The following is a 14,815-nucleotide window of genomic DNA, read 5'->3' on the forward strand; positions in this document are numbered from 1 at the left end:
ACCACACGGCCCGCGGCCCCGGCGTTTCGGCTATCCGCCGCAGTCCGACCATGGCGAACACGACCGTCGTTAAGGTGAACCACATGAGCTCTCCCGCCCGCTTCGACCGCGGACACACCGACGATCTGATGACCTTTTTGACGGCCAGTCCGTCGCCGTACCACGCCGTGGCCAATGCGGCCGAGCGGCTGGAAAAGGCAGGCTTCAGGCAGTTGTCGGAAACGGACGCCTGGGACTCGGGCAGCGGGGGCCGGTTCGTCCTCCGCGGCGGAGCGCTCATCGCCTGGTTCGTCCCGGAGGGCGCGACCGCGCACACCCCGTTCCGGATCGTCGGCGCACACACCGACTCCCCCAACCTCCGCGTCAAGCCGCTGCCTGACACGGGATCACAGGGCTGGCGGCAGATCGCCGTCGAGATCTACGGCGGCCCCCTGCTCAACACCTGGCTGGACCGGGACCTGGGGCTGGCGGGGCGGCTGAGCCTGCGCGACGGCAGCGAGCGCCTCGTGAACGTGGACCGCGCGCTGCTGCGCGTGCCCCAACTCGCCGTGCACCTGGACCGGTCGGTCAACACCGACGGGCTCAAGCTCGACAAGCAGCGCCACATGCAGCCGATCTGGGGCCTGGGCGAGGTCCGGGAGGGCGACCTCATCGCCTTCCTGGAGGAGGAAGAGGGCCTGCCGCAGGGCTCGGTGGCCGGCTGGGACCTGATGGTCCACTCGATCGAGCCGCCGGCGTACCTGGGGCGCGACCGGGAACTCGTCGCCGGCCCGCGGATGGACAACCTGATCTCGGTGCACGCGGGCGTCGCGGCGCTCGCCGCCGCCGCGGCCGCCGACAAGCTGGACCACATCCCGGTGCTGGCCGCGTTCGACCACGAGGAGAGCGGCTCGCAGTCGGACACGGGCGCGGACGGCCCGCTGCTGGGCAACGTGCTGGAACGTTCCGTCTTCTCGCGCGGGGGCACGTACGAGGACCGCGCGCGGGCCTTCGCGGGCACCATCTGCCTCTCCGCGGACACCGGCCACGCCGTGCACCCCAACTACGCGGAGCGGCACGACCCCTCGCACCACCCGCGCGCCAACGGCGGCCCGATCCTGAAGGTCAACGTCAACCAGCGGTACGCGACGGACGGCAGCGGACGCGCGGTGTTCGCGGCGGCGTGCGAGCGGGCCGGCGTGCCGTGGCAGACCTTCGTCTCGAACAACTCGATGCCCTGCGGCACGACGATCGGCCCGATCACGGCCGCCCGCCACGGGATCCAGACGGTGGACATCGGCGTCGCGATCCTCTCGATGCACAGCGCCCGCGAGCTGTGCGGTGCGGACGACCCGTACCTGCTCGCGAACGCGCTGCTGGCCTTCCTGGAGGGCTGACGCCGCGCGGCTGCGCCGCCTCCCGCACCAGGGGGGCGGCGTGGGCTTCGGCCGGGCGGGTCGATCTGAGGCGCCGACGCGGTGTGATGAACCTATGGTGACACTCCGTCATGTTGTGCTGGGGTTCCGTCCTTCCCGGCCGACAAGGAGAGTCCCGTGCTCCGCCTGTTCCGCCTCCTCCCCATGCCGCGCATCGCGGGCGCCGTGGGCCTCGTCCTCGCCCTCCTCGCGGCCGCCCCCTCCGCGGGCGCGGCCGCAGCCGGCCCGCCGGCATCCTCCTTCTCCCTCACGGACCCGCGGATCGTCGCGCACTTCGACTTCACGGCCGGCGAGACGCCGGAGAACCTCGCGCTGGAGCCCGACGGCTCCGCCGATCTGACCTTCGCCTTCGCCCGCCAGGTCGTCCGGGTGTACCCGCACGGCGGCAGACGGCTCCTCGCGACCCTGCCCGCCGTCGCGGACCCGAAGACGCCCCTCGTCGGCGGCGCCGTCGTGACCGGGATCGTCCGCACGCCCGACGGGACGCTCTACGTCGCCTTCAACACCGGGACGGTCGAGACGGGCCTCTACCGGATCACCCCGGACGGCGAGGTCGGCAAGCTCGCCGACCTGCCGCCGAACGGTTTCACCAACGGCCTCGCCCTCGACGAGCACCGCGGACTGCTCTACGGCGCCGACTCCGTCCTCGGCACGGTGTGGCGCATCTCGCTGGACGACGCACACCCGGCGGTGTCGACGTGGGCCACCGGCGCCGCGCTGGAGCCGGCCACGTTCATCGGCGCCAACGGCATCAAGGTGGGCCACCACGCGGTCTGGGTGTCGAACTACGACCGGGGCACGCTGCTGCGGATCCCGGTCGGGGAGGACGGGTCCGCGGGGACGATCAGGACGCACGCCACCGGGCTGACGGGGATCGACGACTTCGCGTTCGCCGGGCACGGCAAGGCGGTGCTCGCCGCGCTGAACAACACCGAGAGCCAGCTCGCCCTGGTCCGGCCGGACGGCACCCACACCGTCGTGCTGACCGGGAAGGACGGCCTGTCCGGCCCCACCTCGGTGGCGATCCGCCACCACCGGGTCTACGTCCCGAGCGGCGCCTTCCTCACGGGCATCGACCCGAACCTGCTGGTCGCCGACGTCGAGAAGAACGAGAAGACGGAGCCCGGGAAGCCCGGGGAGCCCGGGAAGCACGAGGGCTGACCCCGTCCGGCCGGGGCCCCGCATCGGGGTCCCGCCCGGACTTCGTCGTCCTAGGCGTCCATGCCGGCGAGGACGAGCGGCAGGCGGTTCGCGCCCTCCGCCGTGACGGTCACCGGCACGCCCCAGTCCTGCTGGTGGACGTGGCAGGCCGGGTACTCGTTCGCCGGGTCGTCGTCACACGAGGCCGCCATGGCTGAGACGTGCAGGACCCCCTCGGTGACGTCGGGGTTCAGGGCCAGCTCCCGGAACAGGTCCGTCCCGGCCCCCTCGCCCTCCACCAGGAGCTCCGGCGGGGTCGAGGAGACCAGCAGCCGTGTCGAAGGCCCGTAGCGGGTGTCGAGCTTCTGCCCGGTCGGCGCCTGGAACACCACGTCGAGCCGGAGCGTGCCCGGGGCGACCTCGGTGGCGGCCCGCTGGGTGCGGTGGGCGACGGCGTCGACCCGTACCGCCTCCTCGGGCAGCCGCAGCCGGGTCAGCCGGTGCCGGGCCGACTCGACGACCACGATGTCCTCGCCGACCAGCACGGCGTCGCTGGGCTCCCGCAGGTCGGTGGCCAGCGTGGAGACCTGGCCGGTCGCCGGGTCGAAGCGGCGCAGGGCGTGGTTGTACGTGTCGCACACCGCGACCGAGCCGTCGGGCAGCGCGGTCACCCCGAGCGGGTGCTGGAGCAGGGCCTGGCCGGCGTCGCCGTCCCGGTGCCCGAAGTCGAACAGGCCGGTCCCGACGGCGGTCCGTACGGCGTACCCGTCGGCCCCCTCGCCCCCGGGTTCCACGTACCGCAGGGCGCTGTTCTCGGAGTCCGCGATCCACAGCCGGTCCGCGGCGGCCGCGAGCCCGGACGGCTGCGCGAGCCAGGCCTCGAGCGCGGGCCCGTCGTGCAGGCCCTCGCTGGTCGTGCCCGCGGCGACGGCCACGGTCCCCGTCTCCGGGTCCCAGGTCCACAGCTGGTGCACGCCCGCCATGGCGATCCACACCTTGCCCTGCCACCAGGCCACGTCCCACGGCGAGGACAGGTCCACCTCCAGGGCCTGCCCGGAGGTCGGGGACCCCTGCCACCACTGCCGCCCGGTCCCGGCGACGGTCTCGACGGCGCCCGTCGCGGGGTCGAAGCGGCGCAGCGCGTGATTGACGGTGTCGGCGACGACGACGGAGCCGTCGGGGAGCAGCGCCAGGCCCTGGGGCTCGCTGAAGGCGTCCGGTCCGAACCCGCGCTCCCCGCTGCCGATGCGCCGTACGACGCTCTCGCCGTCGGCGGCGAGCTCCACGAGCTGGTGCCGCGTCGAGTCCGACACGAGCAGGTTCCCGGACGGCAGCACGAGCGCCTTCCCGGGGAACCGCAGGTCGGTCGCCACCGGCTCGGGCGCCACGTACGGCCCGTCGCCGCGCCGCAGCGTCCCCTTGGCCTCGTGCTCGGCCTCGAGCTCCTCCACGAGCCGCGCGATGGCATGCGCATGCCCTTCACCGGCGTGCTGCGCGACGATGTACCCCTCGGGGTCGATCACGACGAGCGTCGGCCAGGCCCGTACGGCGTACTGCTTCCAGGTGGCCAGCTCGGGATCGTCCAGCACGGGGTGGTGCACCTCGTACCGCTCGACGGCGTCGACGACGGCCGCGTGCTCGGCCTCGTGCACGAACTTCGGGGAGTGCACCCCGATGATCACGACGGTGTCGCGGTGCTTCTCCTCCAGCTCCCGCAGCTCGTCGAGGACGTGCAGGCAGTTGATGCAGCAAAAGGTCCAGAAATCGACAACAACACACTTACCTCGCAGGTCGGCAAGGGTGATTTCCTTGCCTCCGGTGTTCAGCCAGCCGCCCTTGCCGATCAGCTCTGGGGCACGGACACGGGCACGCTTGCGGGGTGCGGGCGCGGGGGTGGGCGCCGGGGCAGCATCGTTCATCCTTCAAGCTTGCCATCCTGGTATGAACGTCGGATCACACGCGTACGGCGGGACCTACGACAGGGGGCCGAAGGTTGGCTACGGACGAGGACGAGGCGACTGCCGGCGAGACGGCGCGGACGGTTCAGGGGTTCCTGGCGCTGCCGGGGCCGGTGGAGGACCGTAGGGAGGTGTTCGCCGGATGCGTGGCGGAGGTCGTCCGGGTCCTCGGGCTCGATGTCGCTCGGGAGCCGCAGCCCGGCGATCCACGAACCTGGGTGAACCATGCTCGGACGGCGCTGTACAAGGCCTGCCGCCGGGAGCTGATCCTTTCCGAGGAGTCCTTCCAGACGCTGATCAAGGCAGCCGTCTACGACTCTGACCCGAGCTTCAACCGCCATTTCCTCGAGCCGGCGCTGAACGCGTTCGGGCACAGGCGGGTCCAGGCCTCGCTGCTTGGATACCTGCGGGCCGGCACGGACCTCGAGCGGGCGGGCGCGGCGAATGCCTGGTACTGGTCGGCTCTACCCCTGCGCATGCCCACCGTACGGGCGGAGCACCCCGCAGCCAACGGTCCGGCGGAACCCGACGACGCCGCAACCGTGAGGGCCGAGTGGTACGAAACCGCGTTGCGCGAGTTCGTGAGCAACGAGCACCTGGACGTCCGGCGCTGCATCCTGCCGGGCCTGCCGCTCCGGAAGTCGGCCTATCCTCCGGAGCTGCACGACCTGGTGGACGCGGCCGTGGCGATAGCCCGGTCCCATCCGGACGAGTACATCCGCCACCGCGTGGAACACCAGGTCGGTGACTGACGCCCTCACTGGGCACGCTCGACCACGGCGACTTCCGAGAACTCCCGGAGGAAGGTCATATGACCGGTCCGGCCCGTGTGCTCGATGCACATATCCGTACACACGTCGGCGTTCCCGGTCGGCGCGGCAGTCCAGCGGCAGTCCGGGTTCAGGCACCGCGCTGTGGCCGTCGTCTCCGCCGAGGGGTGGCGGTGCATGACGTAGCTGACGTACCGGAGCACGGCCCTCACGGTCATGCCGCTTCCCTGGTGTGAGGGTGGTTCCGAAGCTCTACGTTGCAATCACTGGCCATGGAGTGGTCGCCCCGGAGACTGGCTTCCCGGCGCTGTACGGCCAGGGCGGCGCATACCCCGCAGCCAGCCGCCGGTACGGGGTCCGGGGCTGTTCGCAACGGCAGCTCTACCGGGGGTTGCGCATACGTGATCGTTTTCACGGCCCCGCTCCTCGTGTCGTCCGTGTAGCGACCACGCTAGAAACGGTGGAGCTGCAACTTCCAGGAGATTGCATGAGGTTGCACGGTCGTCACCTGAGGGTCTGCATGGCGCTGGTGATCAATGCGCGGGCCTTCGCCCCATGGACGGCCATCTCGGCCAGTTCAGTGAACGTGTCCACGTACGCGGCAACCTCGCTCGGCTGGGTCAGCGTGAGGTAGCCAGAGACCAGCTCGACGTTGACCTGTGCCGTGTCGAAGATCCAGAACCCTTCCACCGGCATCCGGGACCGATCGGTCCGTGTAGGCACCACGCCCAGGCTGACGCTGGGCAGGGAACCGACCATAAGGAGGTGGCTGAGCTGTTCCTCCTGCACGTCCGGCCCACCGAGACCGTTACGCAAGACCGACTCCTCAACCAGGAACGCGAACCGGCGGTCGCCCTCGTAGAGGACGCGCTGACGTTCCATGCGCACGGCGACGGCATCGGCCACGTCATCGACCTCGACCCTTCTGCGTTGAACGGCACGCAAGACGGCTTCCGTGTAGCCGTAGGTCTGGATCAGGCCCGGAACGAACCACGAGGAGTAGGAGCGGAACCGGCGGGTTCGCTCGAAGAGCGGCAGACGGGCTTCCTGTGCTTGCTTGAGCCCGGCGCGCTCCATGCGTCGCCAGCCGATCCACACGTCTTCGACGGTCCGCAGTGAGGCGATCAGATCCTCTGTCTGCCCTTCGGCGCCGCACGCGCGGCACCAAGCCCGAATATCGTCGGCGGATGGGGGCGTACGGGCGTTCATGATCCGGGATGACTTGGACGGGTGCCATCCGCAGATCCGGGCGAGATCGCGCCCGTTCAGCCCGGAGTCCCGGCAGAGCTCAGCGAGTCGGTTCGCCAGAGCCTGCCGGGCATGCTGGGCACTCGAAGAAGGAGAGACAGCCATGGCGGTAACCGATCAGCGCGGCTTGTACTCCTCGTGCGGGATGGCTCGTTGCCAGACGGCCTCGAACGCCTTGGCGCACAGGTGGACCCGTGCACGATCGTCGGTGTACTCCCGCCCATCCTCGTCCAACTGGCCCTCTCCGGTGAAGTGGTGGAAGAGGGCTTGGCTGCCGTCGAAGACCCAGAAGTCCGCACCTGGCAACGCCAAGTCCGTCGTCCGCCGGCGGGGCAGCCACCGGACCAACTCACCCGCAGCGAGATTGGTGAACGTGCAGTCGTACTCGTAGCGCACGTAGTCACTGATCGGCTCGGACACGATGCGGACCCGGCGGACCACCACCCCGCGCGCCGTGGCAGCGCTCACCGCATCGTGCCAGCCGCCCCACCACGACGACCGATCAGCCGGGTCCAGCCGCTTGCCCTGTTGCCAGGCAAGGAACTCTGGATCATCGAGCATGTAGCTGTCACGCAACTCAAGATGCACGGCTGAGTGCTGCGCGCAGGCCAGTGCGTTACGCGCGGGTGGCTGCACTTCCAGCCTCTCCGTTCTCGTTCGGGCGCGGGATGTACTTCAGCATCACCGCAGGGAGCCTGATGATCGTTTCGTGGTCCGGTACATCCGTGGAGTGCCCAGGGATCGAGCCGATCTCCTGGCAGGCCTTCACCTCTTCCGCCGTCGCCTTGTACGACTGGATCAGCAGGTCACCGGTCTGTTCATCAAGCCAAATGGTGGGGGACTCGTCGGTTGGCGTGTTCGGGATGATGCCGAGGAACCTTAGGTTCACGATCACTCCAGGTGTCGAGTCGGTTGCACGAATGTGCACGAGCCTCACTCCTGTGGCTGACCGGCGCAAGAGGGCGTCAGGACAAGCTTGTTGGTTCAGGGTGCGGGTACGACGAAGCCCCCTACAGCCGCCCAGTACGGGCAGCCATCGGGGGCTTCAGCGATGCCTCGCACGGCTTATCGCCTCGTTAACGGGGTCGTTCTCAGGGGCTAAGAGGAGACCTTGGCCAGTGGCTGCAAGGGTCGGCAACCCAAAAATGGAGCCGTACCCAGGACGTGTTTTCCGAGCTGGGGCCGGGATCGCTGTGAGGGCTGCGCCTGAACTTTGGACATCTCTGGTGACGAAGTGACGGAATGACGATTACTTCTGATCCACTCATGGAAACAACAACACTTCTATAAGAGGTAACCGGGCGAGAGCGTCATTTCGTCACTTCGTCACGCGGGTCCGCTGCCGACAGCAGGGGGCTTACCTTGGTGCTCAGGTGGCGGCGTCGGCGCCCAGCTTCGCCCATTGGATCTGGATGCGCTGCTCTGGAATGATCCGCTGGCCGCGCACCCCCTTCGTCACTTCAACCCGGTCAATGGCAAGCGACAACCGGCCACGCCGGTCTTCGCTAGTCGCATCCGCCCACGCTTCACGCAGGGTGAGGCCGTCGAGCATCGGAGACACGTCCACGGACGGCATGGGGAGCTTTCGGAGATCGGCGCTAAGCCCCTCGATGCGTCCTCTCAGGCGCTCCGCAAGCCGGTTATAACGCTCCACTGCTGCTGCGCCGCTGAACTCACCACGCACGTATCGCGCGTCCTCCAGATCGGCGAGGCGGGCTTCCTCATCCTGGATCTCAGCAGTAAGCGCATCACGTTTCGCGAAGGTCTCCGGGTCCACGCGGTGCACCCAGCGGTCTGCGATCGCGACAAGCAACGGGTCGTCCGGTTCGAGCGCTGGGAGCTTCGTGAGGAACTGTTCCGTCACGTACTGGTCAACCGCTTCAGCCAGCGCCGACGCTCCGATGCACTGGTTGCCCGCGCGGCGAGCCATGCACTGGTAGCTGCCTCCCACGCGGTGCATCCGGCGACCGCAGCCGGGCACCGCGCAGTAGACGAGTCCCGTGAGCAGCGCCGTCCCCTCGGGCTTCGGCCGCCGCTTTCCTGCGTGTACGAACGTCCTGGATTCTAGGGTGCGGATGATCTGTTCACGCTCTCCGACCGTGATGATCCCCTCGCCGATCTCGACGGTGTCCAGAGTCTCGGGATCGCGGTACGGGAAGACCCTGCCCGTGTACTTCCGCTCGCCGTCGTCCGTCTCGACGGTCTCGGTCTCCGGCATCAGGCCGGCGAACGCCGGGGAGCGCAGGAGCTGCATGATGCTGGCCGCGTTCCACTGCCCGCCTCTGGGTGAAAGAATCTCGTACTCGTTGAGAAGTCGGGCGATCTTGACCAGCGACGTTCCGGCGAGCGCTTCATCCGCGATGAGACGGGCGTAGACGGCGTGCTCCGGGTCATGAACGAGCTTCTTGGTCTGCGGGTCGATGAGCAGCCCGTACGGAGGCTGTCCGCCGATCCACTGACCCTTGCTGCGTAGGTATCGCTTGGCATGGCCGACGCGTGTGCCGAGATTCTTCGACTCGGATCGGGCGAGTTCGGCGAGCATCGCCACGACCATGCGCGCCGAGTCGTTCGAGGTGTCGAGACCGTCCACCACCGAGACGAGACGGCCGCCGGCCTTCTCGATGTCGTCCAGCACCTTGCCGACCTGGCCGATGCCCTTGCGGGACAGGCGGTCCAGTTTCCAGACGATCAGCGTGCCCACGACGCCCGCCGTGACGGCCGCCAGCGCGGCGTCGAAACCCTTGCGCTCAACGGTCTTGTAGCCGGAGCGCCCTCTGTCTATGTGGACCTTGCGGACGGTCAGTCCGTTGCGTTCGGCCCAGGCACGGCAGTCGGCTTCCTGCCGTTCGATTGCGGTCTTGCCGTCCCGGTCAAGAGACAGGCGGAGGTACAGGTCACAGATCGTGTCTTGGTGCACACACTCAGTGTGACGAAGAGTTCGGTGGCCCGTTGTCGATTTTCAAAAATCGAGGATCGCAATCTGTCCCCGCAAGTCGGCGAGGGTCAGATCCTTCCCACCTGTATTCAGCCAGCCACCCTTGCCGATCAGCTCGGGGGCACGGAGACGGGCACGGCGGGGCGCGGGGGTGTGCGCCGGGGCGGCATCGTTCATGCTTCAAGCTTGCCATCCGCGCATGAACGCCCGATCACGGCCGTACGACGACACCCCCAGGGGTGACGACGGCGGGCCGGCCCGCATGGGACCGTGGTCGCAGGCAGCGAAGGGGGCGTCCCGCGATGACCACCGCGCACGACCATGGCGAGGGCATCGATCCCGAGCGAGCGCTGAAGTACGCCGTGCAGCGCGTCAGCGGCGGCCGCGCCGAGCTGGTCGAAGGCGTCATCCGCGACCTGCCGACCGGGTGGGACCACGAGTGCGTGCGGGACGTCCTGCGCTCGCAGCTCTCCGGGACGGTCGACGCGCTGGAGTGCATCGACGGCTCCGGGGACCTCGACCTGCCAGGGTCCTTGAACTGGTACGTCCCCGACATCGCCGTGGTCCCCGGGAGACTCGCTCGCGGGTCCGGTGCGTTGGCGCCCGATCAGACGCTGCTGATCGTGGAGGTAACGTCACAAGCGACCGCCGAGACCGATCGCGTCGTCAAGCGGCGGAGGTACGCCGAGTACGGTGCGCCGCTGTACCTGCTGGTCGATCGGCTCGACAAAACCGTCACCCTGTTTGCCGGGCCGGGGCGGCTCGGCTACACGGAGGTCTACGGGCCGCACCCATTCGGAGAGACGGTCCCCCTGCCGACGCCCTTCGGGATCGACCTGGACACCAGTCGGCTCTAGTCGAAGAGGGCGCTCAGGCGGGGGAGGCGGGGGGCGGTCTGCGTCGTGTCGTCGAAGTCGAAGTCCCAGGCCGGGTCCAGCGGCGGGTAGCTGATCGTGAAGGATTCCGACGGGAGTTCGCGGCCCGTGGCGGACTCGTACGCCGTCCAGGCGATCGAGAGGGCCTCCTCGTCCCACAGCTCCAGGCCCTCCGCCGCCGCCTCGCGCACCGCGGGGTGGTCGGCGAGGGAGTCGGGGTCGGCCAGGGCGCGGGCGAAGGCCTCCTCGCCCTGGGTCAGGAGCCAGCCGCGGAAGTAGTCGAAGCCGTCGTCCGAGCAGCCGCCGTTGATCATGTAGGCCGCGGCCCAGAGGGGGCTGCGGTACGACTCCGCCAGCAGGTCCCACAGGACCTGCTGGGCGGCGGCTATCTCGGCCTCGGGGCAGCGCGCCAGCAACTCCGAGGCGCGCGCCGCCACCTGGTCCGCTTCGGCCTCGGACCGGGCCGTCTCGATCAGCTTCCAGAACGTCTGCTTGTCCATGGGGGAAGCGTGGCATCTGCCTCTGACATCAGACGGTGAGGAACGAGTGAAGGGATTCTGTGAGAGCGGTGATGAAGGCCGCCCGGGTTGCCGGGGGCACGAGGTCCAGCGAGAGGTACGGGTTCAGGTCCTCGAGCTCGACCAGGAGGAGCTCTCCGGAGGGGGCGCGGCAGGCGTCCACCCGCTGGATGCCGTGCGAGAGGGTGTTCCACTCGATGAAGCTGCGGGCGAAGTCGAGGTCCGCCGCAGTGGCCTCGTACGGCTTCAGCTCCCAGCGGCGGTCCGGGTCCGGGGCGTAGAGGGCGTACTGGAAGGCGTCGTCGACGAAGTAGAAGGAGACCTCGTACGCGAAGTCGATGCGCGGCTGGATGAGGTTCTCGCCCGCCGGACCGGCCGGGTGCGGGGTGAAGGTCAGCCCTATGGAGTCCGCGCCCTGCTTGGGCTTCACCGCGTACGAGGGGACCGAGGGGAGCAGCGCGAGGTCCGCGGGGTCGTCGATCGTGGGGATCACCGGGTAGCCGGCGGCGGTGAGGTCGAGGAGGTACTGCTTGCCCGCCATGTCGCCGCGGCCCGTGAGCGGGTTGTAGACGCGGGTGCCGGCGGCGAGGGCGGCCGCGCGGAAGCCGTCGTACGCCTCCTGGTAGTGCAGGACCGGGCCGCTGTTGCGGACGATCACCGCGTCGAAGCCCGCCATCATGCCCGCCGCGTCCAGCGGATGGCACAGGGCCAGCGGGAAGTGCTCGCGCAGGCGGGAGGTGAGGAGGATGTCCTCGTCGCAGTACCGGCGGCCGCGCGCCGGGTACGCCAGATCGGTCACGTAGAGGAGAGGCATGGCGGCAACCTATCGCGGGCGTCGATGCGGGCACGAAGCACCCGGTCCGGGACAAAACGCCGACCCCGGGGACGACTGCGCGATCCCCGGCCGCCTGGTCACCGGCCCAGGCGGCGGTCTTTCAGGGCCGGGAACTGGTCGCGGGTTTCGGCGACCTTTGCGGGGTCCAGGTCCACCGTGAGGACGTCCTCGGCGGGGCCCGCCTCGGCCAGGACCTCGCCCCAGGGGTCCACCACCAGGCTGTGTCCGGCCTGCTCGACGCCCGCGTGCGTACCGGCCAGCCCGCAGGCGAGCACGTACGACTGGTCCTCGACGGCCCGCGCCCGGTTCAGCAGGGTCCAGTGGGCGCGGCGGCGGGCCGGCCAGCCCGCGGCCACCACCATCGTCGTGGCCCCGGCGTCGACCAGGCCGCGGAACAGCTCGGGGAAGCGCAGGTCGTAGCAGGTGGCGATGCCGAGGGTCTGCTCCGGCAGGGTCACGGTGGTCAGGGAGTCGCCGGCCGTCATCAGCACGGCCTCGCCCTGGTCGAAGCCGAAGCGGTGGATCTTGCGGTACGTGGCGGCCAGCTCGCCGGTCGGGGAGAGGACGAGGGTGGTGTTGTAGAGCGAGCCGTCGCCCGCGCGCTCCACGACCGAGCCGGCGTGCAGCCAGACCCCGGCGTCGCGCGCCGCCTTGGACATCGCCTCGTACGTCGGGCCGTCCAGCGGCTCGGCCTCGGTCTCGAACTGCTCGTAGGCGAAGGCACCCACCGTCCACAGTTCGGGCAGGACGACCAGATCCGAGCCGGCCTGGTCCCGCACGAGATCGGCCACGCGGGCACGGCGTGAAGCAACCGACTCCCCGTCGGTCACCGCGATTTGGATCAGCGAGGCGCGCACAGTACCACCGTCCTGGCATTCAAGCCGTCAACTCGGGCCTACGATCGTCACACGAAAGCACTGCCGGGGTGCTCACCGGCAGCGTAGTTTTGGAAGCAGTCCACACGCTTCCAGAAAATGCGCCACTGAACAGCACGCGAGGGGTCCCGTTGACCGTCCAGCCGCATCCCAGCCTCCAGCCCTATGCCGACGCGTGGACGCACTCCATCGAGGCGATATCCGAGCTGGTCCTCCCCCTGACGGAGGGCGAGTGGAACCGGGCGACACCGTGTCCCGGCTGGTCCGTCCGTGATGTGGTGTCACACATCATCGGCATCGAATGCGAGCAGCTGGGGGATCCGCGGCCGATCCACACCGTCGCGAGGGACCTGCGGCACGTGGTCGACGAGTTCAGCCGGTACATGGAGGTGCAGGTCGACGTCCGGCGCCACCACACCGCGCCGGAGATGACCTCGGAGCTCGAGTACACGATCATCCGGCGGTCGCGGCAGCTGCGCAATGAAAAGCGGGATCCGGACACCATGGTGCGGGGGCCGCTGGGCGACCAGGTGACCCTGGAGCTCGCACTGCGGCTGCGGGCGTTCGACGTGTGGATCCACGAGCAGGACTTGCGGGCGGCGCTGGGCGTGCCGGGGAACTGGGACTCGCCGGGGGCGTTCGTGGCGCGGGACATCCTGCTGGCCGGGCTGCCGAAGGTGGTCGCGAAGCTGGCGGGGGCGCCGACGAACTCGGCGGTCGTGATCGACGTGCACGGTCCGGTGGAGTTCATGCGGACGGTGCGGGTGGACGCGGAGGGGCGCGGGACGGTGGACGGGACGCCGTCGCTGGGGCCGGCGGTGACACTGACGACGGACTGGGAGACGTACGTCCGCCTCGCGGCGGGGCGGGTCCGGCCCCACGCCGTGGCCGACCGGGTGAAGACGGAGGGCGACCCGGAGCTGGCCGCGGCCATCCTGGCGAACTTCGCCGTCACCCCGTAGCCGCCGGGCGGCGCGGACCGCGTACGGCGCCCCCGCCCGCCCCTCACGGCGGCCCTCCTCCCGCCCCTCACGGCGGCCGAGAACCGCTCCTGTCGATGTCACGTCCCTGTCATGGACGGGACAACACATGGCAGGAGAAGGAGGGTTCCGGGGGTGTGGTCAAGGATGTCGGCTGCCGCGGTACCGGCGCCGGAGCGGCTCGACTGGTTCACCGACGTGATCGCGCAGGAGCTCGTGCCCACGGCGATCCGCAGTGAACGCGTCCGGGACTTCTGGGCCGAGGCGTCCGTCCTGGACCTCGGCGGCGTGCAGGTGTCGTCGTTCGAGTTCAGCTCGCTGCGCTCGCAGCGCACCGCCGCCCACGTACGGCGCAGCGATCCCGAGCAGTACCAGCTGGGGCTCGTGACCACCGGGGCCATGTCGCTCGCCCAGAACCGCAGCGAATCGGGTCTGTTCACCGGGGACATGGTGCTCTGGGACACCTCGCTGCCGATGGACTCGGACGCGGTCCCGGATGTGGACGGGGGCCGGATCCGGGCGATCGTCCTGTCCTTCCCGCGCGATGCGCTGCCGCTGCGCGGCGCCCGGGTCGAACGACTGCTGGCCCACCGGATCCCGGGCGGCCACGGCATGGGGGCGATCCTCGCCCAGTACATGAAGTCGCTGGCGGCGCACGCGGCCGACTGCGGACCGGCCGAGCTGAACCGGCTGGGAACCATCGCGCACGACCTGGTCGGCGCCTGCCTGGCCGGGCAGCTCGGCGCGCAGGACGAGCTCGCGCCCGAAGCCCGCACCCGTGCCCTGCTGGAACGGATCGAGGTCTTCGTCGACCACAACCTCGGCGATCCGGAGCTGACACCGTCCGCCGTCGCCGCCCGGCACGGCATCTCGCTGCGCCGCCTCCAGCAGCTCTTCCGGGACCGGGGCGAAACGGTGGCGGCCGGGATCCGGCGGCGCCGGCTGGAGCGGTGCCGGGCCGATCTCGGGAACCCCGGGCTGCTCACCAGCCCCGTCCACACCGTGGCGCGGCGGTGGGGGTTCACCAACGCCTCCGTGTTCAGCAGGGCGTTCCGGGAGGCGTACGGGACGAGCCCCACCGAGTTCCGGCACCGGGCGGTCCGGGAGGCCCGTTCGCTTGCGCGCAACGTCAACGGGCCGTGCGCACCAGGTACATCCGGGGGCCTCGTGCGGCCGTAGGGTCGGCATGGCCCGGGCCGGGCGGGACTGGACGGGGGTCTGTCCCGCCAGGCCCCTGCCGGGGGTCGGACCGGCTTCGGGTGCCGC

General features: G+C 69.9%; 16 protein-coding genes. 6 read left to right on the top strand and 10 right to left on the bottom strand.

The genetic code is table 11. From position 1 onward, the window contains the following. The first annotated feature begins 83 nt into the window (after positions 1 to 83). A complete protein-coding gene (locus OG299_RS19585; protein ID WP_266627345.1) occupies positions 84 to 1,376 on the top strand; it encodes a M18 family aminopeptidase in 1,293 nt (430 codons plus the stop codon). Positions 1,377 to 1,532: 156 nt separating this feature from the next. Continuing rightward, positions 1,533 to 2,576 (top strand): hypothetical protein, encoded by a 1,044-nt coding sequence (locus OG299_RS19590; RefSeq protein ID WP_327362145.1) that lies wholly within the window; start codon positions 1,533 to 1,535, stop codon positions 2,574 to 2,576. Positions 2,577 to 2,626: 50 nt separating this feature from the next. On the opposite strand, the gene OG299_RS19595 is transcribed toward OG299_RS19590, so the two are convergent. Beyond that, positions 2,627 to 4,474, bottom strand: coding sequence for an NHL domain-containing thioredoxin family protein (locus OG299_RS19595; protein WP_327362146.1), 1,848 nt, complete (start codon positions 4,472 to 4,474; stop codon positions 2,627 to 2,629). A gap of 74 nt (positions 4,475 to 4,548) precedes the next feature. Here OG299_RS19595 and OG299_RS19600 point away from each other — a divergent pair, with 74 nt between their 5' ends. After that, complete coding sequence (locus tag OG299_RS19600; RefSeq protein WP_327362147.1) at positions 4,549 to 5,265, top strand: hypothetical protein; 717 nt, start codon at positions 4,549 to 4,551, stop codon at positions 5,263 to 5,265. A gap of 5 nt (positions 5,266 to 5,270) precedes the next feature. On the opposite strand, the gene OG299_RS19605 is transcribed toward OG299_RS19600, so the two are convergent. From OG299_RS19605 to OG299_RS19630, 6 genes are all read right to left on the bottom strand, one after another. Beyond that, positions 5,271 to 5,501 carry a DUF7848 domain-containing protein gene (locus OG299_RS19605; RefSeq protein ID WP_327362148.1) on the bottom strand — a complete coding sequence of 77 codons (231 nt, stop codon included), beginning with the start codon at positions 5,499 to 5,501 and terminating at the stop codon, positions 5,271 to 5,273. A gap of 286 nt (positions 5,502 to 5,787) precedes the next feature. Continuing rightward, entirely contained in the window at positions 5,788 to 6,636 is an 849-nt protein-coding gene (locus OG299_RS19610) for a helix-turn-helix domain-containing protein (RefSeq protein ID WP_327362149.1), read from the bottom strand. Positions 6,637 to 6,648: 12 nt separating this feature from the next. Further along, the gene (locus tag OG299_RS19615; protein ID WP_442817520.1) at positions 6,649 to 7,119 is read right to left on the bottom strand and encodes a DUF6879 family protein; all 471 of its coding nucleotides are present in this window, start codon (positions 7,117 to 7,119) and stop codon (positions 6,649 to 6,651) included. A 28-nt stretch (positions 7,120 to 7,147) separates the two neighbouring features. After that, positions 7,148 to 7,420, bottom strand: a complete 273-nt coding sequence (locus tag OG299_RS19620; protein ID WP_031155832.1) for a hypothetical protein — start codon at positions 7,418 to 7,420, stop codon at positions 7,148 to 7,150. A gap of 480 nt (positions 7,421 to 7,900) precedes the next feature. After that, positions 7,901 to 9,448, bottom strand: a complete 1,548-nt coding sequence (locus OG299_RS19625) for a recombinase family protein (protein ID WP_327362151.1) — start codon at positions 9,446 to 9,448, stop codon at positions 7,901 to 7,903. 42 nt (positions 9,449 to 9,490) lie between these two features. Beyond that, positions 9,491 to 9,643 (bottom strand): thioredoxin domain-containing protein, encoded by a 153-nt coding sequence (locus OG299_RS19630; RefSeq protein ID WP_327362152.1) that lies wholly within the window; start codon positions 9,641 to 9,643, stop codon positions 9,491 to 9,493. A 125-nt stretch (positions 9,644 to 9,768) separates the two neighbouring features. On the opposite strand from OG299_RS19630, the gene OG299_RS19635 reads away from it, so the two are divergent. Next, positions 9,769 to 10,323 carry a Uma2 family endonuclease gene (locus OG299_RS19635; protein WP_327362153.1) on the top strand — a complete coding sequence of 185 codons (555 nt, stop codon included), beginning with the start codon at positions 9,769 to 9,771 and terminating at the stop codon, positions 10,321 to 10,323. On the opposite strand, the gene OG299_RS19640 is transcribed toward OG299_RS19635, so the two are convergent. From OG299_RS19640 to OG299_RS19650, 3 genes are all read right to left on the bottom strand, one after another. Next, positions 10,320 to 10,841, bottom strand: coding sequence for a DUF4240 domain-containing protein (locus OG299_RS19640; RefSeq protein ID WP_327362154.1), 522 nt, complete (start codon positions 10,839 to 10,841; stop codon positions 10,320 to 10,322). The genes OG299_RS19635 and OG299_RS19640 overlap by 4 nt on opposite strands. Before the next feature lie 28 nt (positions 10,842 to 10,869). Next, positions 10,870 to 11,673 (bottom strand): ATP-grasp domain-containing protein, encoded by an 804-nt coding sequence (locus OG299_RS19645; RefSeq protein WP_327362156.1) that lies wholly within the window; start codon positions 11,671 to 11,673, stop codon positions 10,870 to 10,872. Positions 11,674 to 11,771: 98 nt separating this feature from the next. Next, entirely contained in the window at positions 11,772 to 12,551 is a 780-nt protein-coding gene (locus tag OG299_RS19650) for a carbon-nitrogen family hydrolase (protein ID WP_327362157.1), read from the bottom strand. A gap of 149 nt (positions 12,552 to 12,700) precedes the next feature. Here OG299_RS19650 and OG299_RS19655 point away from each other — a divergent pair, with 149 nt between their 5' ends. Further along, positions 12,701 to 13,531 carry a maleylpyruvate isomerase family mycothiol-dependent enzyme gene (locus OG299_RS19655; protein WP_327362158.1) on the top strand — a complete coding sequence of 277 codons (831 nt, stop codon included), beginning with the start codon at positions 12,701 to 12,703 and terminating at the stop codon, positions 13,529 to 13,531. Positions 13,532 to 13,696: 165 nt separating this feature from the next. Continuing rightward, positions 13,697 to 14,728: an AraC-like ligand-binding domain-containing protein gene (locus OG299_RS19660; protein ID WP_327362159.1), complete on the top strand. Its 1,032-nt coding sequence runs from the start codon at positions 13,697 to 13,699 to the stop codon at positions 14,726 to 14,728. The last annotated feature ends 87 nt before the right edge of the window (positions 14,729 to 14,815 follow it).

The organism is Streptomyces sp. NBC_01296 (assembly GCF_035984415.1).
In the GTDB taxonomy this organism is placed as follows: domain Bacteria; phylum Actinomycetota; class Actinomycetes; order Streptomycetales; family Streptomycetaceae; genus Streptomyces.